Here is a 25736-nt window from a genome sequence, read left to right as displayed (position 1 = left end):
CTCGGGTCCCTCCTCAGGGCTCCAGGCGGTACCCGACCCCCGGCTCGGTGAGCAGGTGCCGCGGCCGCGCGGGGTCCGGCTCGAGCTTGCGGCGCAGCTGCGCGACGTAGACCCGCAGGTAGTGGCCGTCGCCCGCGAGGTGGGGCCCGCGGAGCTCGCCGAGCAGGAGCTGCTGCGGCACCACACGTCCCGGCGCGCGGGCGAGCACCTCGAGCAGGTGCCACTCCGTCGGCGTCAGGCGGACCGGCTCGCCGTCGCGGACGACCAGCCTCCGGTGCAGGTCCACGGTGAAGGACGCCGTCGTGACGACGGGGGCGGCGGCCTCGGCCGGACCGCGGCGGACGGCGGCGCGCAGCCGGGCCAGGAGGACGTCCATCCCGAAGGGCTTGGTGACGACGTCGTCGGCCCCGGCGTCGAGCGCCTCCACGGCGTCGTCGCCGGTCGAGCGGGCGGTGAGCACGAGGACGGGCACCTGCGACCAGCCGCGCAGGGCCGCGAGGACGTCGAGGCCGTCCATGTCCGGCAGGCCGAGGTCGAGGACGACGACGTCGGGGTGCGCCTGCGCGACGGCCTCCAGGCCCGCGGCCCCCGTCCCCGCCGTCGTCACCTCGTAGCCGGCGGCGCGCAGGGTGATGGCCAGGGCCCTCGCCAGCGCCCGGTCGTCCTCGACGACCACGGCGCGCGTCACCGGGCCGCCCCGGCGGCCGCGGGGGTCGAGCCGGTGTCCTCGGGCGGCGCGTCGAGGGGCAGCCGCAGGACGAGCGTGAGCCCTCCGCCCGGCGTCGCCTCGGCGTCGAGGGAGCCGCCGTGCGCCTCGGCGAAGCCGCGGGCCACGGCGAGCCCGAGGCCGGACCCGCCGCTCGAGCGGGCGTCGGTCCGCTCGTCGGCCCGCAGGCGCTCGAAGGCCGTGAAGATCTGCTCGAGCCGGTCCTCGGGGACGCCGGGGCCGCGGTCGACGACGTGCACGTGGAGCTCGCGCCCCACCTGGCCGGCGGCCACGACCACGGGCTCGCTCGGCGGGGAGTGGCGGACGGCGTTCTCCAGCACGTTGCCGAGGCAGCGCACGAGCAGGCCGGCGTCGGCCGGCACGAGGGGCAGCTCCTCCGGGACGTCGAGGCGCACGCGGCGGGCACCCTCGTCGGGCAGGCCCGCGACCGCGCGGGGCACCACCTCGTCCAGGGCCACGGGCCGCCGCCGCAGGACGAGGACGCCGGCGTCGAGACGGCTCATGTCGAGGAGGTCGTCGACGAGCGCCTGCAGCCGGTCCGCGGAGGCCTCGACGTCGGCCAGCAGCTCGGCCCGGTCGGCGGCGTCGAGCTCGACCCCCTCGAGGCGCAGGGCGCTGACCCCGGCCTTGACCCCGGCCAGCGGCGTCCGCAGGTCGTGGGACACGGCGGCCAGCAGGGCCGTGCGGACGCGGGTCAGCTCGCGCTCCCGCCGGCTCGAGCGGGCGGTCACGCGGAGCCGGTCCCGCTCGACGACGGTGCCCACCTGCGCCGCCACGGCCGTCAGCACGCGCAGGTCCGAGGCCCCCAGCGGCGGCCCGTCGAGTGTCAGCAGGAGCCCGTCCTCCACGGGGACCGTCGTCGTCGCCGCGCCGGCCGTGCACGTCGCCGGGTCGCCGGCGGCGGCGAGCACCGGCCGCGGTGCGCCCTCGGGAGCGGCGTCGAGCAGGGCGACGGCGCGCTGGCCGAAGAGCTCACGCAGCCGGCCGAGCAGCACCGGCAGGGCGTCGTCGCCGTGGAGCACCGAGCGGGCGAGGTCCGACAGGACGTCCGACTCCGCCCGGGCCCGCGCCGCCTGCGTGCTGCGGCGGGCGGCGAGGTCCACGACCGCGGAGACGGCCAGCGCGACGGCCACGAGGACGACGAGCGCGACGGCGTCCTGGGCCCGCGCCACCGTGAGCGTCCACAGCGGCGGGGTGAGCAGGACGTTGGCCAGGACGCCGCCGAGGACCGCGGCGAGGACCGCGGGGCCCATGCCGCCGACGATGGCGACGCCCACGGTGAGCGCGAGGTAGAGCAGGAGGTCGACGGCGAGGTCGGCGTCCCCGGCCCCGGCCCGGACCAGCACCGCCGAGAGGGCCACGGGACCCAGGCTGCCGAGGAGCCAGCCGGCGACGCGCCGCCGGCGCCCGAGCAGCGCCCGGCGGGCCGGGGCGGCCAGGGCCTTCCCCGCCTCGCCGTGCGTGACGATCTGGACGTCGATGTCGCCGCTGTCGCGCACCACCGTCGCCCCGACGCCGGGGGACAGGGCCGCGGCCAGGCGGCTGCGGCGGCTGGCGCCGACGACGACCTGCGTGGCGTTGACGCCGCGGGCGAAGTCGAGGACGGCGGCGGCGACGTCGTCGCCGACGACGGCGTGCCAGGTGCCGCCGAGCTCCTCGACGAGACGGCGCTGGCCGGCCAGGGCGTCGGGGGCCGTGCCGCGCAGCCCGTCCTGCGCGGCGACGTGGAGGGCGACGAGCTCGCCGCCCTGGCCGCGCCCGGCCACGCGGGCCCCGCGGCGGACGAGCGCCTCGCCCTCGGGGCCGCCGGTCAGCGCGACGACGACCCGCTCGCGGGCGGCCCACGGCGTCGTGATGCCCTGGTCCGCGCGGTACCGGACGAGGGCGGCGTCCACCCGGTCGGCCACCCACAGCAGCGCCAGCTCGCGCAGGGCGGTGAGGTTGCCGACGCGGAAGTACTGGCTGAGCGCCGCGTCGACCTTCGCGGCGGCGTAGACGTCGCCGTGCGCCATCCGACGGCGCAGCGCCTGGGGGCTCATGTCGACGAGCTCGACCTGCTCGGCGGCGCGGACGACGTGGTCGGGCACCGTCTCCGCCTGCCGCACACCGGTGATGCCGGCGACGACGTCGCGCAGCGACTCGAGGTGCTGGACGTTGACGGTGGTGACGACGTCGATCCCCGCCACGAGGAGCTCCTCGACGTCCTCCCAGCGCTTGCCGTGCCGGGAGCCGGGGGCGTTGGTGTGCGCGAGCTCGTCGACGAGGGCGACCTCGGGGGAGCGGGCCAGCACCGCGTCGAGGTCCATCTCCTCCAGCCGCGTCCCGCGGTGGTCGACGACGAGCCGGGGCACGACCTCGAGGTCGCCGACCATCTCGGCGGTGCGGGCGCGGCCGTGGGTCTCGACGAGGGCGACCACCACGTCCGCGCCGCGCTCGCGGCGCCGGCGGCCCTCGTCGAGCATCCGGTAGGTCTTGCCGACCCCCGGGGCCGCCCCGAGGTAGACCCGCAGGGTGCCCCTCACGGCGTCGCTCCGTCGTCCACGGCCACCATCCTGCCGCCGTGTCCGGGACCGCGTCCGCCGGCGCGGTCCCGGACGTCCCGCGGTGTCACCGGACGGGGGCCCGCTCCTCGAGCGCGAGGTTCACGGCGAGCACCGAGACGGCGGGCTCGCCGACGACGCCCAGCCACGCACCCGTCGTGGCGTCGGCCACGACGGCGCGGACCTCGTCCTCCGTGAGCCCGCGCTCGCGGGCCAGGCGCGGGACCTGCAGCTCGGCGTAGGCCGGGCTTACGTGCGGGTCGAGGCCCGAGCCCGAGGCGGTGACGGCGTCCGCCGGCACGAGGGCCGGGTCGACGCCCTCGCGCTCGGCGACGACGTCGCGTCGCTCCTCGACGAGCGCGACGAGCTCCGGGCTGCTCGGCCCGAGGTTGGACGCCCCCGAGGCGAGCGGGTCGTAGCCGTCGCCGGCCGCGGACGGCCGCGGGTGGAGGAAGGCGTCGCCCTCCGGCCCCTCGGGCACGGCCTGGCCGAGCAGGGCCGAGCCGACGACCTGCCCGTCGACCCGGACGGGGGACCCGTCGGCGCGGTCGGGCACGAGCCGGCCGACGAGGAGGACCGACGCGGGGTAGAGCACCCCGAGCAGGACGGTGAGGGCGAGCAGCAGCCGCAGCGAGGCGACGGCCAGGCGCAGCGGGCGGACGGAGAGGGCGGTGCGAGCGGGCATGGTCAGCCGATCCCGGGGAGGAGCGAGACGAGGAGGTCGACGGCCTTGATGCCGACGAAGGGCACGACGACACCGCCGACCCCGAAGAGCAGGAGGTTGCGCCTCAGCAGCGCGCTGGCGTCCGACGGCCGGTAGCGGACGCCGCGCAGCGCGAGCGGCACGAGCACGAGGATGACGACGGCGTTGAAGACGACGGCGGACAGGACCGCCGACTCCGGGCTCGCCAGCCGCATGACGTTGAGGGCGTCGAGGCCGGGGAAGAGGCCGCTGAACATCGCCGGGAGGATGGCGAAGTACTTCGCGACGTCGTTGGCGAGCGAGAAGGTCGTCAGCGCGCCGCGCGTGATGAGCAGCTGCTTGCCGATGGCCACGACCTCGATGAGCTTCGTCGGGTCGGAGTCGAGGTCGACCATGTTGCCCGCCTCCTTGGCGGCGGACGTGCCGGACCCCATGGCCACCCCGACGTCCGCCTGGGCGAGCGCCGGCGCGTCGTTGGTGCCGTCGCCCGTCATCGCCACGAGACGCCCGGCGCGCTGCTCGGCGGCGATCCGCGCGAGCTTGTCCTCCGGCGTGGCCTCGGCGATGACGTCGTCGACGCCGGCCTGCCGGGCGATGGCGGCCGCGGTGACGGGGTTGTCGCCCGTGACCATGACGGTGCGGATGCCCATGCGCCGCAGCTCGGCGAAGCGCTCGGCCATGCCCTCCTTGACGACGTCCTCGAGACGGACGACGCCGAGGAGCCGCGCGGGGGCGTCGGCCACCTGCTCGGCGACGACGAGCGGCGTGCCGCCGGCGCGGGCGACGTCGTCGACGGCGGCCTGGACCTGCTCGGCGGTGGCGTCGGCCCCCGGGCCGGCCGGGCCCTCGGTGCGGACCCACGCGAGGACCGCGGCGGCCGCGCCCTTCCGCAGCCGCCGCGGGCCGCCGGCGGTCCCGGCCTCCCCGCCGCCGAGGTCGACGCCGCTCATCCGGGTCCGGGCGCTGAAGGGGACGTCCACGGCGGTGGCGTCGGTGCCCGCGAGGGGGCCGGCGGCGCCGTCGCGGCCGTCCTCGACGAGCGTGACGACCGAGCGCCCCTCCGGCGTCTCGTCCGCCAGGCTCGCGAGGCGGGCCGCCTCGGCGAGCTCCGCCGGGGTCACGCCGGGGGCGGGGACGAGCTCGGTGGCCCGCCGGGCGCCGTAGGTGATGGTGCCGGTCTTGTCGAGGAGGAGGACGTCGACGTCGCCGGCCGCCTCGACCGCGCGGCCGGACATCGCCAGGACGTTCCGCTGGACCAGCCGGTCCATCCCGGCGATGCCGATGGCCGACAGCAGCGCACCGATCGTCGTGGGGATGAGGCAGACGAGGAGCGCCACGAGGACGACGAGCGGCTGGGCCTGCCCCGAGTAGACGGAGAAGGGCTGCAGCGTCACGACCGCGAGGAGGAAGACGAGCGTCAGCGAGGCGAGCAGCAGGTCGAGCGCCACCTCGTTGGGCGTCTTGGCCCGGGCGGAGCCCTCGACGAGCGCGATCATCCGGTCGAGGAAGCTCGCCCCCGGCTCGGCGGTGATGCGCACCACGAGCCGGTCCGACAGGACGGTCGTGCCGCCGGTCACCGACGAGCGGTCGCCGCCGGACTCGCGGATGACCGGGGCGGACTCGCCCGTGACGGCGGACTCGTCGACGCTCGCGACGCCCTCCACGACGTCGCCGTCGCCGGGGACGACCTGGCCGCCCTCGACGACGACGAGGTCGCCCCTGGCGAGCTCGGTGGCGGGCACCTGCTCCTCGGTGCCGTCGGGGAGCAGCCGGCGGGCCGTCGTCCCCTCGCGGGCGCGGCGCAGCGAGTCGGCCTGCGCCCGACCGCGTCCCTCGGCCACGGACTCGGCGAGGTTGGCGAACAGCACGGTGGCCCAGAGCCAGACCGCGACGAGAACCGCGAAGACGGAGGGGTCGAGCAGCGCCAGCACCGTCGTGGCGGCGGCCCCGACCCAGACGACGAGCATCACGGGGGAGCGCAGCTGGTGGCGGGGGGAGAGCTTGCGCGCGGCGTCGGGCAGGGAGGCCACGAGCTGCCGCGGGCTGAAGGCGCCGGCGGCGACGCGGTGCGGCGCGGCGCCGGGCACCGGGGCCACACCGCCCGGGGCGGGGGCGGTCGGGGAGGAGGTGGGAGCGGTCACGAGAAGGTCTCCGCGAGGGGTGCCAGGGCGAGGGCCGGGACGAAGGTGAGCCCGGCGACGAGGAGGACGACGACGGCGAGGAGGCCGCCGAAGACGGGCGTGGTGGTCGGCAGCGTCCCCGCGGTGCGCGGGACGACCTGCTGGCGGGCGAGGGAGCCGGCCAGCGCCAGCACGAGCACGAGCGGCACGAAGCGGCCGACGAGCATGACGAGGCCGAGCGCGGTGTTCTGGTACGTCGTCGCCGCGCCGAAGCCGGCGAAGGCGGAGCCGTTGTTGTTGGCCGCGGAGGCGTAGGCGTAGAGGACCTCCGAGAGGCCGTGCGGCCCGGCGTCCTGCACGGAGGCGTCCGTCAGCGCGGGGACGCCCGCGGTCAGCGCCGCCCCGACGAGCACGAGGGCGGGCATCGTGAGGACGTAGAGCGCGACGAGGACGACCTGCGGCGGGCCGATCTTCTTGCCGAGCAGCTCGGGCGTGCGCCCGACCATGAGGCCGGCGACGAAGACGGCGACGACGGCGGCGACGAGCAGGCCGTAGAGGCCCGAGCCGACGCCGCCCGGGGAGACCTCGCCGAGCAGCATGTTCAGGAGCACGACGCCGCCGCCGGGGGCGGTGAAGCTGTCGTGGAAGGCGTTGACGGCGCCCGTCGAGGTGCCGGTGGTCGAGGCCGCGAAGAGGGCGGACAGGGCGGTGCCGAAGCGGACCTCCTTGCCCTCGAGGGCGGCACCGGCGGCCTGGGGCGCGGCCCCCGCCCCGACGGCCTCCGCCCAGGTGACGAGCGCGACCGTGGCGAGCCACAGACCGCCCATGACGGCCAGCACGAGCCGGCCCTGCCGGCGGTCGCCGACGAGCCTGCCCAGGGCGGCGGGCATCGAGAAGGGGACGACCAGCAGGAGGAAGACCTGGAAGAGGCTGACCCAGGCGGTCGGCCCCTCGAAGGGGTGCGCCGAGTTGGCGTTGTAGAAGCCGCCGCCGTTGGTGCCGAGCTCCTTGATGGCCTCCTGCGAGGCGACCGGACCGCCGACGAGCACCTGCTCGCCGCCCGTGAGGGTCGGGACGGCGGTGGGGGCCGCGAGGTTCTGCACCACGCCGCCGAGGAGCATGACGACCGCGGCGACGAGGGACAGCGGCAGGAGGACGCGGACGCAGACCCGGACGAGGTCGGCCCAGAAGCTGCCGAGCCGGTCGGTCCGGGAGCGGGTGAACCCCCGCACGAGCGCGACGGCGACGCAGAGACCGACGGCGGCGGAGACGAAGTTCTGCACCGCGAGCCCGGCGGCCTGGACGAGGTGGCCCATGACGGCCTCGCCCGAGTACGACTGCCAGTTGGTGTTGGTGACGAAGGAGACCGCGGTGTTCCACGCCGTCGCCGGCTCGACACCGGGCAGGCCCAGCGCGAGCGGCAGCACCGGCTGGAGGCGCTGGAGCCCGTAGAGGAGCAGGACGCCGACGGCGGAGAAGACGAGGACCGACCGGGCGTAGACGGCCCACCGCATGTCGGCGTCGGGGTCGACGCCGGCCACGCGGTAGACCACGCGCTCGGGGAGCAGGTGACGCCCGCTCGTCAGCGTGCGGGCGATGTGCGCGCCCAGCGGACGCTGGACGAGGAGGAGGGCGGCGACGAGGAGGGCGACCGTGGCGAGGGCCGCGAGGACGCTCACCGGCGGTCGCCGTCGCGCCGCCGCAGGGGCTCCAGGAGCCCGTGCAGGAGGACCCCGGCCAGGCCGGCGGCCAGCACGAGGGCGACGACGTGCTCGGCGCTCACCGGGAGGCCCCGGCCGTCGGGCGGTCGGCCGGCGTCGCGACGTCCGCGGCGCCGTCCGCGGCGGGCGCGGGGTCGGTGACGGGGGCGTCGCCGTCGAGCAGCCGCACGAGGCCGAGCAGGGCGGCGAAGGCGGCGAGGGTGAGCAGCACGTAGGCCAGGTCGGCCACGGGAGGACCTCCGGAGCGAGGACGTCGGCGCGGGGCGCCGGTCGGCGCACGGGCGCCGGCTGCACCCATGCAAGGGCTGCCGCGGGCCGCGGGCGGCCGTCCTGACGCGTCCCTGACGCCGGTGCCGCCCGCCCTGACGGCACCCGGACGCGGGCAGGGCCACCGGGGCGGCCACCGATGAGCCCGCCGCCCCGCCGTGGTCCACCCCCCAGCGGGGACCGACCCCGCGGGGAGGAGGCCGACGCCGTGCGGCAGCTGCGCTACGCCATGAACGTGAGCCTCGACGGCTACGTCGCCACGCCCGACGGCGACCTCGGCTGGGCGTCGGTGGACGACGAGCTGTTCCGGTGGTGGTCCGACCGCGTGGCCGGGACCGGGACGACGCTCTACGGGCGCCGGCTGTGGGAGGCGATGGCCGGCCACTGGCCGACCGCCGACCGGCAGCCCGGCGTGACGCCGCTCCACGCCGAGTACGCGCGCCGCTGGCGCGCGGTGCCGAAGGTCGTCTTCTCGACGACGACCGCCCCGCTCGACGGGGACGCGCGCCTCGTCGCCGGGGACGCCGTCGCCGAGATGACCCGTCTCAAGGAGGAGGACGGCGGCCCCCTCGACGTGGGCGGGGCCACGCTCGCCGCGGCGGCCGTGCGGGCGGGCCTCGTCGACGAGTACGTCCTCGTCACCCACCCGGTCCTCCTGGGCGGCGGCACGCCGTTCTTCCCCGCGCCGGGCGTCCGGGCGGACCTCGACCTCGTCGAGACGCGGCCGTTCCCGGGCCGTGTGCTCCTCACGCGGTACGCGACGCGGCGCTGAGGGCGGAGGGGCGGCCGGGTCTCGTCCCGGCCCGGATCAGCGTCCTCCGTGCACCACCCCGTCGTCCGCCGGGAGCTGGCGGGGGACGGTGGAGACGCGGGGCGTGCGCGGTGCGGGCGCCCCGGACGGGAAGAGCTCCTTCACCGTCCGGGGCCGCGAGAAGAGGTAGCCCTGCGCCCGGTCGGCGCCGTCGGCCCGGCAGCGCTCGAGCTGGGACGGGTGCTCGACGCCCTCCACCACCACGGACATGCCGAAGGCGTGGGCCGCGTGCGTGATGAGGGTGACGAGACGGTGGTGGGCCGGGTCGTCCGACGCCACGAACCCGCGGTCGACCTTCAGCACGTCCGCGGGGGTCCGGGCGAGCTGCCCGATGGCGGTGTACCCCGTGCCGAAGTCGTCGATGGCGACCGTCACCCCGAGGTCGCGCAGCCGGGCCATGTGGGCCGTCGCCGCCGTGTCGTCGACGAGGACCGTCTCGGTCACCTCGACCACGAGGTCCCCGGGAGCCAGCCCCGACCGCTCCAGGGCGGTACGCACGTCGTCGACCACGCCGGGGTCGGCGACGTGGCGACCGGAGAGGTTGACGGCGACCGTCGCGGTCGGGGCGAGTCCCTGCGAGCGCCACGCCGCGAGCTGCGTCGTGGCCGTGCGCAGGACCCAGCGACCCAGCTCGCAGACCAGCGTGGACGCCTCGGCGACGGGGACGAAGACGTCCGGCGGGACGGGACCGGACCCGGGGCGGTCCCAGCGCGCGAGCGCCTCGTAGCCCACGGTGGCGCCCGTCCGGAGGTCGACCACCGGTTGGTAGACGAGGTGCAGCTCGTCCGCGGCGAGGCCGGCGCGCAGCTGCGCCTCGAGGGTGCTCCGCCACGTCATCTCGGCCCGCAGGGCGTCGTCGAAGACCTCGACCCGGCCGCGGCCACCGGCCTTGGCGCGGTAGACGGCGGTGTCGGCCTCGGCCAGCAGGGCGTCGGTGGCCGAGGCGTCGGCGGTCGCCCCGTCGCCGCGGCCGAGGGCGACGCCGACGCTGGCCCCGACGCGCAGCGTCGTCGCGGTCGTCGGGGTGTCGGCGGCCGCGGGCGTCGTCGACCACGAGAGGACCGGTGCGCTGACCGTGCCGACGAGGCGGCGGCCCAGGAGCACCAGGTCCTGCGGCGCGCGGACGTCCTCGACGAGGACGACGAACTCGTCGCCGCCGAGACGGGCGACGACGTCCCCGGGCCGTACCGCGGCGGCGAGGCGCTGCGCCACGACGCGGAGGACGTGGTCACCTGCCGCGTGGCCGTGGGCGTCGTTGACCTTCTTGAAGCCGTCCAGGTCCACGAAGAGCAGCCCGGTCGTCGAGCCCGTCGCGCGGGAGCGCCCCAGGGCGTCGGTCACGAGGGCGACCGCTCTCGCACGGTTCGGCAGCCCGGTGAGCGCGTCGTGGACGGCCTGGTGGGCCAGGCTCGACCGCAGCTCGTCGCGCGAGTGCATGGTCGCGGTGATCCGGCCCAGCGACGCGCGGACGACCTCGCCGAGGGGACCGGGGAGGGGCGCGGCCGCCATCGCGGTCTCGAGGTCGCCACGGGCGATGGCGCGAGCCTGGGCCTGCACGTGGTCGAGACCGGAGACGGCGTCGGCCAGGGCGCGGGCGGCGTCCCGCAGCTCGCCGGGGCCGTGCACGGGCACGGCGATGAGCTCTCCGGCCGTGATGCGACGGGCCGCCTCCGCAAGGCGTCGCACCGCCCGGGAGAGCCACCTCGCCTGCGTCAGGGCGCCGGCCCCGCCGACCGCCAGGGCGGCCAGCCCGAGCGCGGCGGTCAACCACGCCCTCGACGTCGCACCGGCGGCGTCGGCCGTGACGGCCGCCCCAACGGCGGAGGACGCCTGCTCCACCAGGGCGGCGAGGTGCCCGTCCCGGGCCCGGACGGCACGTCCGAGGTCGAGCAGCTCGTCGGCCTCGGGAGCCCGCTGCGGGCCGGCGCGGCCGTCGCCCGCGGCCAGGGTGAGGTCGGCGTCCAGCCGCTGCACGGGCCCGGCCGTCAGGGCGGACCGCCAGGCCACGCGCAGCTGCGGGGTCGACAGTGACTCCGAGCGCCCGGCCAGCTGCGTGTAGGCCCCCCACGTCGCCAGCCACCTCTCCTGCGCGTCGTCCGGCCCCGGGGCGACCGCCCCCGTGGCCGGGTCGCCGGCCCCGTCGGCGGTCCTCGCGGCCAGCATCGACACGGCCTCCTGGCCGGCCAACCGCTCCAGCTGCAGGACGCGCTCGAGGTCCTGGACCGCCTGCGTGCTGCGCGCGCTCAGCGCTCCCGCGGCGACCTGGGCCGCGGTGCGCTGCTGGACCACCCCCAACGTGTCGGACAGGGAGAGGTAGGCCTGCGCCGTCGTCGCGGTCCCGGTGGTGCTCTGGTCGGCGGCCGACCGGGCGGTCAGCAGCCGGGCGCTCACGGTGGCGGCGCTGGTCGACGGTGCGGAGGCCCCGTCGGCGGACAGGTCGGCCGCGGTCGCGGCCAGCGCGTCGACCGCCCGGTCGGTCGCCCGACGTGCGGCGGAGCTCTCGGCCGCCAGGTCGTGCAGCGCCACCCGGCGCACGGCGTCGTCGGTGGCCTCGCCGTCGACCGCGAGGTCGAGCGCCACGACGGAGAGGGCCTCGACGTCCACGGCCCTCCGGAGGTCGTCGACGACGGTGATGAGACGCACCTGGTCCGCCGCGGCCCCGGCCGCCTCCGCCTCGTCCAGACGGTCGGCGATCGACGCGGTGGCCACCACGGCGGTCGCCACGAGGGGGAGCACGACGAGGGCGGTCAGGTGCTGCCAGAGCGGTCGCCCCTGGGACGTCGCGCCGGCGGCCGCAGCGGCGCCGGCGCGACGCCCGCCCCCCGTCCGGCCGCGTCGCCCCACACCTGACCATCGGCACCGGGTCTCCCCGGCATGAGCAGTGACACCCGTTGTGCCGTCGACCACCTCGGACGGGCGCCCCGGGCCGGTCGGTGCCGCGCCACCGCCCCGCGGCTCCGGGCGCCTGCGCCGGGCCCCGCGGAGGTCGCCCCTCCGGCTCAGCCCTCCGGTGCAGCCCTCGCCGAGCGGTCCAGCCACTCCGTCAGCAGACCGCGCTCGGCCTCGGTGAGCCCGGGGAGCGTCGGCACCGTCGTCGCGAAGGCCACCGCCGGCGCGCCCGGCGCCGCGACGGCCGCCGGGGCGTCGTCGAGCACCTGCGCCGCGACGGCGGCGAACATCGCGTCGGGCAGACCCTCGTCGCCGGTGCCGGCGGGTCGGCCCCGCAGGGCGAGGACGGTGCCCGACCCGGCGGCGTGGACCATGAGGAGCGCGCGGCGCTCGTCGACGCGCAGACGGCCCGCCACGGCCAGCCGGTGCAGCCGCCGGCGGAGGACGTCGACGCCGGCCGCGGTCGCGGCGGACGGGCGGGGCAGGGCCCGCGCCGTCAGCAGCGCGTAGAGGTCTGGGTGCGCCAGGCCGAAGGCCACGTGGGCGTCCCACGCCGACCTGAGGTCCGCGACGGGGTCGCCCCCCTCGCGCTCCTCGTCGGCCGCGGCCGACGCGGTGGCGGCCACGTAGGTGGCCATGACCCTCTCGGCGAGCGCGTCGAGCAGCCCGTCCTTGTCGCCGAAGAGACGGTAGAGGGTCGGCGCCTGGACGCCGGCCTCCTGCGCGACGGCCCGCGTCGTGACGGCGTCGACGCCACGGGACGAGAGCAGCCGCGCCGCCGCGTCGAGGACGACCGACCGCGCCTCCGGGCGCACCGCCCCGGGGCCCGCCGTGCCGTCCGTCCGGGTGCCTGCCACCGGTCGAGCGTAGCGGCGGTACCGCGCCGACGTTATCGGTGCTAACGTCTCCGGCGTACCAACGGAACCAGATCAGGGAGGCACCACCGTGCTGGTCGTCACCGGTGCCACGGGGCACCTCGGGTCACGGGTCGTCGAGCAGCTCCTCGACCGCGTGCCGGCCGCCGAGGTCGCGGTCAGCGTCCGCGACGTCGCGGCGGCGTCCGCGCTCGCCGGGCGCGGCGTGCGCGTGCGGGCCGGCGACTTCACCGACCCGCCCTCGCTGCGGCACGCCTTCGAGGGGGCGGAGCGCGTCCTCGTCGTCTCCGCCGCCATCCGCGGCGGCGGTGCGGTCGCCGCCAACACGGCAGCCCTGGACGCCGCCCGGGCCGCCGGCGCCTCCCGCGTGCTCTACACGAGCCACCAGGCCGCCTCCCGCACCTCGCTGTTCGCCGCGCAGCCCGCGCACGCGGCCACCGAGGAGCACCTGGCAGGTCTGGGCGTCCCCTTCACCGCGCTGCGCAACGGCTTCTACGCGAGCGCCCTGGCGTTCCCCCTCGGCGACGCCCTCCGGACGGGCCGGCTCGAGGCCCCGGCGGACGGCCCCGTGTCGTGGACCGCGCACGCCGACCTCGCCGAGGCGGCGGCGACGGCCCTCGTGGACGACGGGGTGCTGGACGGCGTGACGCCGCCCCTCACGGCGTCCGAGGCGGTCGACCTCGAGGGCGTCGCGGCGCTCCTGTCCGACATCACCGGGAGGGACGTGACCCGGGTGGTCGTCGACGACGACGCGTGGGCCGCGGCCGCCGTCGGGCGGGGGATGCCGGCCGCGGCCGCCGACTTCGCCCTCGGCATGTACCGGGCGGCTCGGCGGGGCGAGTTCGCCGTGACCGACCCCGCGCTGGAGCGGCTGCTCGGACGCCCGCCCGTGCCCGTCCGTGCCGTGCTCGAGGAGCTCGTGGCCGCGTCGTCGTGACCGGGCGCCGGGCGGGGCGGCGTCGTGCGGTGACCTAGAGCGCCGTCGCGAGCTGCTCCAGCGCGGCCAGCGGGTCGGGCCCGGCGGGCAGGAGCACGGAGGTCGTCACCCCGGCGTCGGCGAGCTCGACGAGCCGCCGGCGGGCGTCGTCGGCGGTGCCGACGACGGCCAGACGACGGACCCACTCCTCGGGCAGGCGTGCGGTGAAGTCCTGCCGGGAGGCGCAGCCGGCGCGCAGGACGGCGAGGTCCTCGGCGAAGGGCAGCGGCGCGAGGTGCGGGGCCCAGTCGGGCTCGCCCACCCACTCCAGCGCCGGGCGGGCCGTGGCGACGGCCCGGTCGGGGTCGGGGTCCACGGCGGCGACGTTGTAGGCGACGAGCCGGTGCTCGCGGTGGGGGGCCACGTGCGCCAGGGCCGCGCGGGCGTACTCGGGGGTCACCGGCTCGGCGAGCACCGTCCCGTCGGCCACGCGCCCGGACAGGGCGAGGGAGCGGGGGCCCCGGACGCCGGTGAGGACGGGCGGGACGGCCGTGGGCACCGCCGACGGGTCGAGGGCGACGTCGTCGAGGTCGACGCCGCCCCGCGGCGACCGGACGGTCGCGCGCCCGCCGCGCAGCAGGGTCCGCACCGCGGTCACGTGGGCCTCGAGGGTGGACAGCGGGCTCGCGGGCCACTGCCCGACCTGCCGCATCCACGCCGGCATGCCGTGCCCGAGCGCCGGCGTGACCCGCCCCGGGAAGAGCCGCGCGAGCGTGGCGAGCTCCATCGCCGTGAAGGCCGCGTTGCGGGCCGCCGCCGGGAGCACGCCGACGCCGACCTCGATCTCCTCGGTGACCGCGAGCACCGCCGCCGCCTGCGCCACGCCGCCCCGGAAGCCGAGGTCCTCGACGACCCACAGCTCGGCGAAGCCCAGCGCCTCGGCCCGGCGGGCGAAGGGCAGGACCGCCGACGCCTCCAGGTCGCGGGGCAGCATCACGCCGGTCCGCGGGCGCCGCGCCGGGATGTCGGTGGTCATGGTCGTCCCCCGCTCGTGCGGACCCGGCGCGGCCGGCCGGCGGTAGGTTCGCCGGCGTCGGGCGGGTGCGGTCGTCCGCGCACGCTAGGGGGAGGCGGCGGGTGGACGGAGCGGCGGTCCAGCAGCTCGCGCTGCGCACGGCCGAGGAGCTCCCCGGGGCGGTCCTCGAGCAGCCCTTCGGCCCGGACTGGGACGTCCACAAGGTGGGCGGGAAGATCTTCCTGCTGACGACCGACCTGCGCGCGGACGCGATCATCACGGTGAAGTGCCGGCCCGAGGACGGGCGGTCGCTGCGCGAGGAGCACCCCGCCGTCACGCCCGGCTACCACATGGACAAGCGCCACTGGATCACCGTGCGCGGGGACGACGCGATCACCGCGGAGCTCGTCGAGGACCTCGTCGTCGAGTCCTACCTGCTCGTCCACGCCGGCCTGCCGCGGCGCCGGCGCCCCTTGCTGCCGGACCACCTCGTGCGGCTCGCCGGGGGCGACGCGCGCCGGTGACCGCGGCGCCGCGGGCAGGGCTCGTCGGCCCCGGCCCGCGGCCGGCTCGGTCAGGCCCAGCGCACGACGTCCTCGGCGGCCAGGCGCGGCATCCGCGGGCGGTAGGAGCCCTCGTCCGGGTGGCCGAGCGTGACGACGAGCACCGCGTGCCAGCTCGTGCCGGCGAAGAGCTCGGCGTCCACGCCGTCGGCGTCGAAGCCGGCCAGCGGGCCGGCGCCCAGGCCCACCGCGCGCGCGGCGAGCACGACGTAGCCGGCCTGCATGGCCGCGGAGAAGCCCGCCATGCCCTGGCGGCGCTCGGGGTCCGCCTCGAGGACGTCGCGCAGCCCGGCCATCGGGGGCATGACCTCGGGGATGCGGTCGTGGAAGCGCCGGTCGACGGCGAGCACCGCCACGGCGGGCGCCCCCTCGACGCGGGCCCGGTTGCCGTCCGCCATGTGGGGCGCCAGGCGGGCGCGGCCCTCGTCCGTCCGCACGAAGAGCACGCGCAGCGGCTGGGTGTTGGCGGAGGTGGGAGCCCAGCGGGCCAGCTCCCACAGCTCGGCCAGCTCGGCGTCCGAGACGGGCTCGTCGGTGAAGCGGTTGGCGGTGCGGGCGTCGGTGAACAGGCTCGCCCGGCCCGCGTCCTCGAGGGGCAGCAGCGGCCGCCGACCGCCCTGGCGCGGCACGGTCGTCGTGGGGTGGGTCATGGTCTCGGCTCTCGTCGACGGGGTGGTGCGGTCCCCGTCGACCACGCCGGCGGCCGGGCGGCCGCCGTGGTGCATGACGCCCGCGGGTGCCCGGGCATTCCCCGGCCCGGGGTGCGGGGGAGAGGGCCGCCCGCGCTGTGGTGGGCTGGCACCGTGACGACCGGGCCGCCCCACGCCGCGACCACCGCCCACCGGGCCCCCTTCCGCGGCGGTGCCGCGCACCGCCTCGCGCCCGCCTTCTGGGTGCTCGTGCTGCTCAGCGGCGTCTCCGCGCTGGCCACCGACATGTACCTGCCGGCGCTGCCGGCGCTCGGCGCCGACCTCGCGACCGGGGCCGTCGGCACGCAGCTCACCCTCACGGCCTTCCTCGTGGGGCTGGCCGGCGGCCAGCTGGCGCTGGGACCGGTGAGCGACGCCGTCGGCCGCCGCCCGCTGCTCCTCGCCGGGCCGCTCGTCTTCCTCCTCGCCTCCGTCGTGTGCACCGTGGCGCCGACGGTCGAGGTGCTCGTCGTCGCCCGCTTCGTCCAGGGGGTGGCCGGCGCGGCGGGCGCCGTCTGCGCGCGCGCCGTCGTCGGAGACGTCCACCGCGGCGACGAGGCCGCCTCCCGCTACGCGCTGCTCATGGCCATCGGCCTGCTCGGGCCCGTCGTGGCCCCGGCGGTCGGGGCCGTCGTCGTCGCGGCCGGCGGCTGGCGGGCCACCTTCGCGCTGCTCGTCGTCGTCGGCCTCGTGCAGCTGCTCGGCGTCTGGCGCGCCGTGCCGGAGTCGCTGCCCGTCGAGGAGCGGCAGCACGGATCGGCCCGCGCGACGCTCGCCCGGATGGCCGACCTCCTCGTCGACCGTCGCTTCCGCGCCCACGTCGTCGTCGCGTGCCTCGCGACGGTCGGCTTCTTCAGCTACATCGGCGGCTCGAGCCTCGTGCTCCAGGACGTCTACGGCATCGCCCCGAGCACCTACGCGCTCGTCTTCGCGACCAACGGCGTCGCGATGGCGTCGGCGAGCTTCGCCGTCACGCGCCTCGTCCGCCGGTGGCGGCCGGTGGTGCTGCGCCGCGCCGGCCTCGTGCTCGCCACGACGTCGTCGGTCCTGCTCCTCGCCACCTCGCTGCTGGCCGGTCCGCTCGGGGCCGACGGCGGCGTCCCGCCGTTCGCGCTGGTCTGGGTCCTGCTCGCCGGGCTCACGGGCGGCATGGGCCTCGTCCTGCCCATGGGCCTCGCGCTCGCGCAGGAGGCGGGCCGCCGCTCCCGGGGCACGGCGTCCGCGCTCGGCGGCGGGCTCGCCTTCTCCTGCGGCGCCGTGGTCATCCCGCTGACCGGCGCGCTGAGCACCGCGTCCGTCGTCCCGATGGCCGCGCTCATGGCCGTCGGCCTCGGCGCCGCCCTCGTCGCCTCCCGGTGGGCGCCCGCCTGAGGCACCCGCCCCCTTTCCCGACGTCGCTGCCGACATCGGTCACCAGGGCCCCGTCCTGACGACTTCGCTGCCGAAGTCGTGCGTGGGGGGCCTGCGCGCCCACCTTCGGCAGCGAAGTCGGGAGGGCGGGGGCGGTCGTCCGGGGTGCGGCGGGTGCGGCGTCGTGGTGGCGTGGCCCCGGACGGGCACGGCGCCCGCGAGGAGGCACCGTGGAGCAGGTCAGGCTGGGGACGAGCGGGCTCGAGGTCTCGCGCATCGCGCTGGGGTGCATGTCGTACGGCGAGCCGGGGGCCGGGACGCACGCGTGGTCCATGCCCGAGGAGGAGAGCCGGGCGTCGATCCGGCGGGCGCTCGAGGCGGGCGTCACCTTCTTCGACACCGCCAACGTCTACTCGGCGGGCACGAGCGAGGAGTTCCTCGGCCGGGCCCTGCGCGACTTCGCCTCCCGCGACGACGTCGTCATCGCCACGAAGGTCAACGGGCGCATGAGGCCCGGGCCGAACGGGGCGGGGCTGTCGCGCGCCGCGATCATGACGGAGATCGACCACAGCCTGCGGCGCCTCGGCGTCGACCACGTCGACCTCTACCAGATCCACCGCTTCGACCCCCACGTCCCGGTCGAGGAGACGATGGAGGCGCTGCACGACGTCGTCCGCGCGGGGAAGGCCCGCTACCTCGGGGCGTCGTCGATGTGGACCTGGCAGCTCGCCGAGATGCAGCACGCCGCCGACCGCGGCGGGTGGACGCGCTTCGTCTCGATGCAGGACCACTACAACCTCCTCATGCGCGAGGAGGAGCGCGAGATGCTCCCGTACTGCGCCGCGACCGGGGTGGGCACCGTCCCGTGGAGCCCGCTCGCCCGGGGCCGTCTCACCCGGCCCTTCGACCAGGAGACGGCCCGCACGGACACCGACGAGTTCGGCAAGAAGCTCTACCGGGACGACGACGGCCGGATCGTCGACGCCGTCGCGGAGGTGGCCCGCGGCCGCGGCGTCAGCCCGGCGCAGGTGGCGCTCGCCTGGGTGCTGCGCAACCCCGTCGTGTCCGCGCCGATCGTCGGGACGACGAAGCCGCACCACCTCGACGACGCCGTCGCCGCCACGACGCTCGAGCTCGACGACGACGAGGTGGCCCGGCTCGAGGAGCACTACACGCCGCGGGAGAACGCCGGCTTCGCCTGAGGCGGTCCCCGGCCCTCGCGGGCGGGCGCCGCCGCTACCGTCGCCGCCGTGGGGGAGAGGGCGGCCCGGCTGCTGGCGAGGGCGCGGCGCGGGCTGCACCGCGAGGTCGGTCGCAGCGGTGCCGCCGCCGTCCTCGGCGTGCTCGTGGCCGTCCCCGTCGCGCGCTCGGTCGACGTGGACCTCCCGTCGTCCGTCGTGGAGCAGACCGTCGTGCCGATGACCGCGCTCGCCGGCTTCCAGGCCGCGTACGTGCTGCTGACCCTCCTCGTGTGGGGCGGGCTCGTGGGGCCGGCGCTCGTGGACGCCGCCCGCTCGATGCCGCTGCGCCGGTCCGTGCGCAGCACGCTCGACGGCAGCCAGCCCGGCGCGGGCGTGGCGGTGTCCGCGGCGTCGATCGGGCTGGTGGCCGCGGGCGCCCTCATGCCGCAGGCCGTCCGCGCCGCCGACACGGCCTCGACGGTCTTCACCCTCGTCCTGGGCCTCGTGCTCGTCGTCAGCGCCTGGGCGGCGATGACGACGACGTACGCCGTGGACTACGCCCGCCGCCACCTCCACGCCGACGGCCGCGGGGGGCTGGTCTTCCCCGACGAGCCGGTGCCGGTCGTCCGTGGCGTCCGCCGCCCGGACCTGCCCGGCGACGGCCGCGCCTTCTCCGACTACCTGTACCTGGCGGCGGCGGTGTCGACGTCCTTCGGCTCGACCGACGTCGTCGTGACGTCCCGCGCGATGCGGCGCACCGTCACGGGGCACACCGTCGTCGCCTTCGCCTTCAACACGATCATCATCACGCTGGCCGTCGGCGCCGTGGCGACGCTCGCGGGCTGAGCCGGGCCCGCCGCGACGGCCCCTAGCCTGGCGCCCCATGCGCATCCTCGTGGTGGAGGACGACGCCCGGGTGGCCCGGGGGTTGGTGCGGGCGCTGCGTCACGCCGGCCACGAGGTGGCCACCGCCCGCACCGGCGCCGAGGCGCTCGCCGCGGGGGCGGCCGACGTCGTCCTGCTCGACCTCGGGCTGCCGGACGTCGACGGCGTGGAGGTGCTCCGACGCCTGCGGCGCGAGCGGCCGGCCACCGCGGTCATCGCCGTCACCGCACGGGCCGAGGAGGCCGACCGGGTGCTGGGCCTCCGGGCCGGCGCGGACGACTACGTCGTCAAGCCCTTCGGCACGGCCGAGCTGCTCGCCCGGGTCGACGCCGTGCTGCGCCGCACGCGCGAGGTGCGCTCCGAGCCGGGGCCGGCGCTGCTCCACGTCGGCGGGCTGACCCTCGACCCCGCGGCCCGGGAGGTCCGGGTGGGGGGCGGCGACGTCCTCGACCTCACGCGCAAGGAGGCCGACCTGCTCTGCCTGCTCGCGGCCCGCGCGGGCACGACCGTGCGCCGCGACCTCATCGTCGACCAGGTGTGGCACGCCAGCGCGGTCGGCCAGAGCCGTACCGTCGACACCCACGTCGCGTCGGTGCGCGCCAAGCTCGCCGCCGCCGGCGCCGCCGTCGTCATCACCACGGTCCGCGGCACCGGCTACCGCCTCGAGCCGGCGGACGGGACCGGCTGAGTGGCCCGCCGCTTCGCGCTCGTCCTCGTGCCCGCGCTGGTCTTCCTCGCGCTGGCGCTCGGCCTGCCCCTCGGGCTGGCCGTCGCCGAGCGTGCCACGCAGGCCGAGTACCTCGACCGGCTCGCCGAGGCGGGGGTGCTGGCCGACACGGCGGGCCCGCTGCTCGCCGAGGTCGTCCCGCCGGGCGGCGTCCCGACGGCCGGGGACGTCGGGGGTGACTTCGGCGCGCGCCTCACGGCGGCGCTCGTGGCGGAGACGCGCCGGGAGGGCGTCGCCGCCCGGCTCGTCGGCCCGGACGGCGGGACGCTCCTCGAGCCCCCCGGCCGGCCTCCGCCCGGCACGGCGGGCGAGGACGTCGAGGAGCAGGTGCGGCAGCGGGTCGTCGACGCCGTCGCGGGCCGCCGGCCCGCGCCGGTGCCCGTGTCGTGGCCGTGGGGGACGGAGCCGCTCGTCGTCGTCGACCCCGTCGTCGTCGACGGGCGCGCGGTGGGGGCCGTCGTCCTGCTCGCCCCGACCGCCGCGCTGCACGACGCCGTCGTGCGGCAGTGGCTCCTCCTCGCGGCCGCGGGGGCGGTGCCGCTCACGGTCGGTGCGGCGATGACCCGGCCGCTGGCGCGGTGGCTGGCCGCGCCCATCGCCGACCTCGACCGCGCCGCGGGGGCGGTGACCGCCGGGGACCTGCGGGCGCGGGCCGACGAGCAGGTCGGCCCGCCCGAGGTGCGCCGGCTCGCGACGTCGTTCAACGCGATGGTCGTCGCGGTGCGCCAGGCCGACGAGCGGCAGCGGCGCTTCCTCGCCGACGCCTCCCACCAGCTGCGCAACCCGCTGGCGGGCCTGCGGCTCGGCGTGGAGAACCTCGCGCCGCACGTCGCCGACGACGAGGGCCGCGTCGTCCTCGCCGAGGCGGTCGAGGAGGCCGACGCGATGGGCCGCATGCTCGAGGCGCTCCTGGCCGCCGCGCGCACGGGGGTCGTCCCGCCGCAGCCGGTCGCGCTCGACGACGTGCTCGTCGCGGCGGCGCCCCGCTGGGCGGAGCGGGCGCGGGAGCACGGCCTGGTGCTGGGGCCCGTGCCGACGGGGACGGCCGCGGTCGTCGTGGAGCCGGCGGGCGGCCTCGCGGCGGTGCTCGACGAGCTCGTCGACAACGCGTCGCGGCTGTCGGGCGGGACGCGCGTCGAGGTGCGGGTGGACGGGGGCGGGCCGGACGTCGTCGTCCACGTCGTCGACGACGGCCGTGGCCTCGACGAGCGGCAGCGCGAGCGGGCCCTCGAGCGCTTCTGGCGGGCGCCCGAGCACACCGACGTCGCCGGGACGGGCCTCGGGCTGGCCGTGTGCGCCGAGCTGCTGGCCGTCGCGGGCGGTTCCCTCGTGCTCCGCCCGGCGCCCGGCGGGGGGCTCGACGCCGCGGCGGCGCTGCGGCGGGCGGACGCGCCGGCCGGGCCGTAGGGGCCTCGCCGGCACCGGACGTCAGGTCCACGTCAGATCCGCGCCGTGCCCCTTGAGGCGGCGCGCGCGGGGGACCACGGTCGACGGCGCGCAGCCGACGACGGCCGTGCGCCGGGCACCGACGCCCGGCGCGGCGCGAGGGGAGACCGACGTGCCCGCCACGGGGACCAGCTCGGACGGGGTGCCCGGCGCACCCGCCACCCGCCGGGCGGTGGCCGACCGGCCGCCGCGGCGGAAGAAGCGGCTCTACCAGCACCTGTACTTCTGGGTGCTCGTCGGCATCAGCGCCGGCATCGCCATCGGCCTCGCGCTGCCGGAGGTGGGCGCGCAGATGAAGTGGCTGGCCGACCTCTTCATCCGCCTCGTCAAGGTCGTCATCGCCCCGACGATCTTCGCGACGGTCGTCGTGGGCATCGCCGGGCTGGGCAACCTCGCGAAGGCGGGCGGCCTGGCCCTGCGGACGGTCGTGTACTTCAACGTCACGACCGTCTTCGCCCTCGGCATCGGGCTCGTCACCATCAACGTCCTGCGCCCCGGCGACGCGCTCGGCCTCGACATCGAGACCTTCGACGCCTCGGCCGCGGAGGCCACGCTCGGCTCGGCGGCGGACGCGGGCGGCGGCGGCTTCACCGACTTCCTGCTCTACCTCGTCCCGGAGAGCTTCTTCTCCGCCTTCGTCGACGGCCAGCTCATCCAGGTCCTCGTGCTCGCGATCCTCGTCGCCGTCGCGCTGACGGCCCTCGGCGAGCGCGGCGCCGGGGCGGTGCGAGCCCTCGACACGATCTCCCGCGTCATGTTCGGCGTCATCAAGATCGTCATGTGGTTCGCGCCGCTGGGCGCCCTCGGCGGCATGGCCTTCACCATCGGTGAGTACGGCAGCCAGATCATCGGCTCGTTGGCGTACTTCATGGTCAGCTTCTGGCTCACCTGCCTGCTCTTCATCGGCCTCGTCCTCGGCGCGGTGTGCCGGCTCGCGGGCTTCTCGCTCCTCAAGTACGTCCGCTACATCAAGGACGAGCTCCTCATCGTCCTCGGCACCTCCTCCTCTGAGACGGTGCTGCCGCGGATGCTCGTCAAGCTCGAGGCGGCGGGGGCGCCGAAGTCGGTCGTCGGGCTGACCATCCCCACCGGGTACTCGTTCAACCTGGACGGCACGGCGATCTACATGACGATGGGCGCGATCTTCATCGCCCAGGCCTTCGGCGTCGACGTGTCGGTGTGGACGCAGATCGCGCTGCTGGTCTTCATGCTCATCTCCAGCAACGGCGCGGCCGGCGTCTCCGGGGCGGGTCTCGTCACCCTCGCCGCGTCCCTGGCGGCCTTCGAGACCGTCATCCCGCTGGCCGGGATCGCGCTCATCGTCGGCATCGACCGCTTCATGTCCGAGGGCCGCGCGCTGACCAACCTCACGGGTAACGGCATCGGCACCCTCGCGATCGCCCGGTGGACGGGCGAGCTCGACCGCGAGCGGCTGCGGGAGGTGCTCGACGACCCGGGCAGCGTCGACACCGACGAGCTCCTGCGGCTCGACGCCGAGCAGGCGACGACGCCGGCGCCCGGCGCACCGGCCGGCACGGCGGACGCCGACGCCGTCGACCAGGCGGCCGCGGACGTGCGCGCGGAGACCGCCCGGCCGGCGTCCCGCTGAGGGCCCGCGGCACGACCCGGGCCCTCGCCCGGGTCGTGCCGCCCTGCTCCGCGGGGGAGGGTGGGGACCCCCGACCCCAGGAGCGCACCGCGATGGAGCACCGCACCCTCGGCCGCAGCGGCCTCGCCGTCTCGACCTACTCGCTCGGCACGATGACCTTCGGCGTGGAGGCCGACGAGCCCACGAGCCACTGGCTCATGTCGCAGTACGTCGACGCGGGCGGGGTCGTCCTCGAGACGGCCGACGTCTACGGCGGCGGGCTGTCCGAGTCGATCATCGGGCGCTGGTTCGCCGCACAGGGCTCGTCGACCCGCGACCGCGTCGTCCTGGCGACCAAGGGCCGCTTCCCGAGCCGCGGCGTCGAGCCGCGGGACGCCGGCGGGAGCCGCCGCAACCTGCGCCGGTCCCTCGACCGCTCGCTGCAGCGCCTCGGCGTCGACCACGTCGACCTGTACCAGGTGCACGCGCACGAGGCGCTGACGCCGATGGAGGAGACGGCCGGCTTCCTCGACGACGCCGTCCGCAGCGGCAAGATCTCCTACGCCGGGCTGTCGAACTACACCGGCTGGCAGACCGCGACGATGGTCGGCCTCGCCGCCGGCCGCTTCCCCCTCGTCAGCCACCAGCCGCAGTACAGCCTCCTCGTCCGCGAGACGGAGTACGAGATCGTCCCCGCCTGCGTCGCGGGCGGGCTCGGGCTGCTTCCGTGGTCGCCCCTGGGCGGCGGCTACCTCACCGGCAAGTACCGCCGCGACGAGGCGCCCACCGGCGCGACCCGGCTCGGCGACGACCCCGAGCGGGGCATGGAGGCGGTCAGCAAGCGGGGTGCCAGCGCGCAGACGTGGGACGTCGTCGACGCCGTCCGCGCCGTCGCCGACGGCCGCGGGGCGACCATGGCCGCCGTCGCGCTGGCCTGGCTGCACGACCGCCCCGGCGTGGCCTCGGTGATCCTCGGCGTGCGCACGCCCGAGCAGCTCGAGGGCAACCTCGCGGCCGTCGGCCTGCACCTCACGGAGGAGGAGACGGCCCGCCTCGACGCCGCCAGCGCGCCGACGCCGCAGGACTACCCCTACGGGCCGGGCGGCGTCGACCAGCGGACGCGCACGCTGGCCTGAGCGCGGCCCGCGCCGGGCGACAGGCGTTGCTCGCCGGCCTCCCACGTCGTCGCAGGTCGGCGACGTGCGTCACGGAGGAGGGACGGGCAACGCCTGTCGCCGTGCGTCAGCCCAGCTCCGCCGGGCAGGTGCCGGGGTCGCGGGAGGTGTCGAAGCGCTCCCCGCACGTCCAGCCGAAGCGCTCGTACTCGCTGTCGGGGGGCGTCAGCTCGTAGAGCTCGTCGCACGCCTCGCCCTCGCCGGCGCCGCAGGCGTCCCAGAGCGCGTCCAGGTCCGGGTCGTCGCCGTAGGCGCTGGGACCCTCGCCCGAGCTCCCGGCGAGCGTGGAGGTCCACCCGAGGGACGGGTCGCCACCGCCGAGGCCGATGGCGACCGCGAGGGCGCCCACGGCGAGGGCCAGGACGAGCACCGCGCCCGCCGTGGTGAAGAGGGCGGCCACGAGCAGCCCCTCGCCGCGGCGTCCGCGCGGCGCGGCCGTCGTCGCCGGGGCGTCGAGGTCGTCGGCCGCCGTGCCGGCCGGGGCCGCGGCCCCGTGCCCCGGGGCCGCGGCGTCCCGGGCAGGCCGGGCGCCGACCGCCCACGTCGGGGATGCCGACGGCGCGGCGTCCGGTCGTGCGGGGTCCGTGCCGGGCCGGTAGCGGTCGTCGGGCGTGGTCACGCAGAGCTCCTCGGGTGGGCCCGCGGGACGCGGGCGTCGGTGGGGTCGCCGGGATGCCGGGCGTCGCGGCTCAGCCGACCACGTCGTCGCAGGTCATCGGCGCGTAGGCGTCGTCGTCGAGCCGGTCGCCGCACGTGGAGCCGAACCGCTCGTAGTCGGAGCCGTACTCGGAGGACCAGGAGAGCTCGTCGCACGCGAAGCCGTCGCCCGCCTCGCAGTCGTCCCACAGCCCGTCGAGGTAGTCGTTGTCGCCGTAGGCCTGTCCCGTCTCGGTGCCGCCCTCGTAGTCCTCGAAGCCGAGGCCGGCGCCCAGCGCGGCCCCGCCGACGCCGAGGAGGAGGACGAGGGAGCCGACCGCGAGGGCGAGGAGGAAGACCGCTGCCGCCGTCGTGAAGAGGCCCGCGGCCACGAGGCCCGACGCACCGCGGGGCGCGGGCGGGGCCGACGGGACCGACCAGCCCGGCGGGACGGCCGTCGGCGGCCCGTACCCCGGAGCCCCGGCGCCGTACCCGGGCGGGGCGGGGTGCGGCCCGGTCGCGGGCCAGGACGGCGGCGCGACCGGCCACGCCGGCGGCGCGGGCGGGACGGCGCCGTACGCGGCGGTCTCGGGGGTGCGGGGGTCGCCGTGCCCCGCGTCCTCGGGGGTGCGCGGGGCGTACGGGTCGCGGTCGGGGCCGCCGGGCGTGCTCACGGTGCTCGTCTCCTCGTGGTCCAGGTGCGGTGCGGGCGTGGGCGGGACCCTCGCCCGGTGGCGGGGTCGTCGACCTGCACTGTCGGCCGCGGCAGGGCTCTTCGTCAGGCGTCCCGCCGGACGGTGACCCGCCCGTGACCCGGCGGGGCCCGTCCGGGTGCTCTCCCCGGCCCGTGCCGCCCTGCGGAGCTGCCTTTCGGAGCCGCGGCCCGCCGGGACGGGCGCGGTCCGGCCGGGC

General features: G+C 77.4%; 22 protein-coding genes. 10 read left to right on the top strand and 12 right to left on the bottom strand.

All coding sequences use genetic code 11. From position 1 onward, the window contains the following. Positions 1-13: 13 nt before the first annotated feature. The 6 genes from EDC03_RS03935 to EDC03_RS17490 form a co-directional block, all read right to left on the bottom strand. Positions 14-688, bottom strand: a complete 675-nt coding sequence (locus EDC03_RS03935; RefSeq protein ID WP_123378918.1) for a response regulator — start codon at positions 686-688, stop codon at positions 14-16. After that, complete coding sequence (locus EDC03_RS03930; RefSeq protein WP_241967021.1) at positions 685-3249, bottom strand: ATP-binding protein; 2565 nt, start codon at positions 3247-3249, stop codon at positions 685-687. The genes EDC03_RS03935 and EDC03_RS03930 overlap by 4 nt, the downstream gene beginning before the upstream one ends. A gap of 85 nt (positions 3250-3334) precedes the next feature. Further along, on the bottom strand, positions 3335-3952 hold the full coding sequence (kdpC, locus tag EDC03_RS03925; RefSeq protein ID WP_123378917.1) for a K(+)-transporting ATPase subunit C: 618 nt from the start codon (positions 3950-3952) through the stop codon (positions 3335-3337). Between the two features lie 2 nt (positions 3953-3954). Next, entirely contained in the window at positions 3955-6111 is a 2157-nt protein-coding gene (kdpB, locus tag EDC03_RS03920; RefSeq protein WP_123378916.1) for a potassium-transporting ATPase subunit KdpB, read from the bottom strand. Continuing rightward, positions 6108-7769, bottom strand: coding sequence for a potassium-transporting ATPase subunit KdpA (kdpA, locus tag EDC03_RS03915; RefSeq protein WP_123378915.1), 1662 nt, complete (start codon positions 7767-7769; stop codon positions 6108-6110). The genes kdpB and kdpA overlap by 4 nt, the downstream gene beginning before the upstream one ends. Positions 7770-7869: 100 nt before the next feature. Beyond that, complete coding sequence (locus EDC03_RS17490; RefSeq protein WP_158674194.1) at positions 7870-8040, bottom strand: hypothetical protein; 171 nt, start codon at positions 8038-8040, stop codon at positions 7870-7872. 267 nt (positions 8041-8307) lie between these two features. On the opposite strand from EDC03_RS17490, the gene EDC03_RS03910 reads away from it, so the two are divergent. Continuing rightward, entirely contained in the window at positions 8308-8850 is a 543-nt protein-coding gene (locus EDC03_RS03910) for a dihydrofolate reductase family protein (protein ID WP_422393790.1), read from the top strand. A gap of 36 nt (positions 8851-8886) precedes the next feature. Here the strand turns inward: EDC03_RS03910 and EDC03_RS03905 are convergent, their stop codons facing one another. Together EDC03_RS03905 and EDC03_RS03900 are read right to left on the bottom strand one after the other, a co-directional pair. Continuing rightward, the gene (locus EDC03_RS03905) at positions 8887-11613 is read right to left on the bottom strand and encodes a putative bifunctional diguanylate cyclase/phosphodiesterase (RefSeq protein WP_148058001.1); all 2727 of its coding nucleotides are present in this window, start codon (positions 11611-11613) and stop codon (positions 8887-8889) included. A gap of 275 nt (positions 11614-11888) precedes the next feature. Further along, positions 11889-12635 carry a TetR/AcrR family transcriptional regulator gene (locus EDC03_RS03900; RefSeq protein WP_123378912.1) on the bottom strand — a complete coding sequence of 249 codons (747 nt, stop codon included), beginning with the start codon at positions 12633-12635 and terminating at the stop codon, positions 11889-11891. An 88-nt stretch (positions 12636-12723) separates the two neighbouring features. Between EDC03_RS03900 and EDC03_RS03895 the strand changes: the two genes are divergently transcribed. After that, the gene (locus EDC03_RS03895) at positions 12724-13590 is read left to right on the top strand and encodes an NmrA family NAD(P)-binding protein (protein ID WP_123378911.1); all 867 of its coding nucleotides are present in this window, start codon (positions 12724-12726) and stop codon (positions 13588-13590) included. Positions 13591-13624: 34 nt separating this feature from the next. Here the strand turns inward: EDC03_RS03895 and EDC03_RS03890 are convergent, their stop codons facing one another. Next, on the bottom strand, positions 13625-14605 hold the full coding sequence (locus EDC03_RS03890) for an LLM class flavin-dependent oxidoreductase (protein ID WP_123378910.1): 981 nt from the start codon (positions 14603-14605) through the stop codon (positions 13625-13627). Between the two features lie 101 nt (positions 14606-14706). Between EDC03_RS03890 and EDC03_RS03885 the strand changes: the two genes are divergently transcribed. After that, positions 14707-15108, top strand: a complete 402-nt coding sequence (locus EDC03_RS03885) for an MmcQ/YjbR family DNA-binding protein (RefSeq protein ID WP_123378909.1) — start codon at positions 14707-14709, stop codon at positions 15106-15108. Positions 15109-15158: 50 nt separating this feature from the next. Here the strand turns inward: EDC03_RS03885 and EDC03_RS03880 are convergent, their stop codons facing one another. Further along, positions 15159-15797 (bottom strand): malonic semialdehyde reductase, encoded by a 639-nt coding sequence (locus tag EDC03_RS03880; RefSeq protein ID WP_123379267.1) that lies wholly within the window; start codon positions 15795-15797, stop codon positions 15159-15161. A 153-nt stretch (positions 15798-15950) separates the two neighbouring features. Here EDC03_RS03880 and EDC03_RS03875 point away from each other — a divergent pair, with 153 nt between their 5' ends. From EDC03_RS03875 to EDC03_RS03840, 7 genes are all read left to right on the top strand, one after another. Beyond that, entirely contained in the window at positions 15951-17207 is a 1257-nt protein-coding gene (locus EDC03_RS03875) for a Bcr/CflA family efflux MFS transporter (protein ID WP_158674193.1), read from the top strand. A 209-nt stretch (positions 17208-17416) separates the two neighbouring features. Beyond that, on the top strand, positions 17417-18388 hold the full coding sequence (locus tag EDC03_RS03870; protein ID WP_123378907.1) for an aldo/keto reductase: 972 nt from the start codon (positions 17417-17419) through the stop codon (positions 18386-18388). 48 nt (positions 18389-18436) lie between these two features. Continuing rightward, positions 18437-19213: a DUF1345 domain-containing protein gene (locus tag EDC03_RS03865; RefSeq protein ID WP_123378906.1), complete on the top strand. Its 777-nt coding sequence runs from the start codon at positions 18437-18439 to the stop codon at positions 19211-19213. Positions 19214-19250: 37 nt separating this feature from the next. Further along, complete coding sequence (locus EDC03_RS03860) at positions 19251-19940, top strand: response regulator transcription factor (protein ID WP_123378905.1); 690 nt, start codon at positions 19251-19253, stop codon at positions 19938-19940. Continuing rightward, positions 19941-21386 carry a sensor histidine kinase gene (locus EDC03_RS03855; protein ID WP_123378904.1) on the top strand — a complete coding sequence of 482 codons (1446 nt, stop codon included), beginning with the start codon at positions 19941-19943 and terminating at the stop codon, positions 21384-21386. A gap of 211 nt (positions 21387-21597) precedes the next feature. Then, positions 21598-23034: a C4-dicarboxylate transporter DctA gene (gene dctA / locus EDC03_RS03845; protein ID WP_123379266.1), complete on the top strand. Its 1437-nt coding sequence runs from the start codon at positions 21598-21600 to the stop codon at positions 23032-23034. A gap of 92 nt (positions 23035-23126) precedes the next feature. Further along, entirely contained in the window at positions 23127-24149 is a 1023-nt protein-coding gene (locus tag EDC03_RS03840) for an aldo/keto reductase (RefSeq protein WP_123378902.1), read from the top strand. Between the two features lie 106 nt (positions 24150-24255). Here the strand turns inward: EDC03_RS03840 and EDC03_RS03835 are convergent, their stop codons facing one another. Together EDC03_RS03835 and EDC03_RS03830 are read right to left on the bottom strand one after the other, a co-directional pair. After that, a complete protein-coding gene (locus EDC03_RS03835) occupies positions 24256-24807 on the bottom strand; it encodes a hypothetical protein (RefSeq protein WP_123378901.1) in 552 nt (183 codons plus the stop codon). A gap of 70 nt (positions 24808-24877) precedes the next feature. Then, entirely contained in the window at positions 24878-25498 is a 621-nt protein-coding gene (locus EDC03_RS03830; protein ID WP_123378900.1) for a hypothetical protein, read from the bottom strand. Between the last annotated feature and the right edge of the window lie 238 nt (positions 25499-25736).

Source organism: Pseudokineococcus lusitanus, from assembly GCF_003751265.1.
Classification (GTDB): Bacteria; Actinomycetota; Actinomycetes; order Actinomycetales; family Quadrisphaeraceae; genus Pseudokineococcus; species Pseudokineococcus lusitanus.
This window is presented reverse-complemented; position numbering and strand designations above follow the sequence as displayed.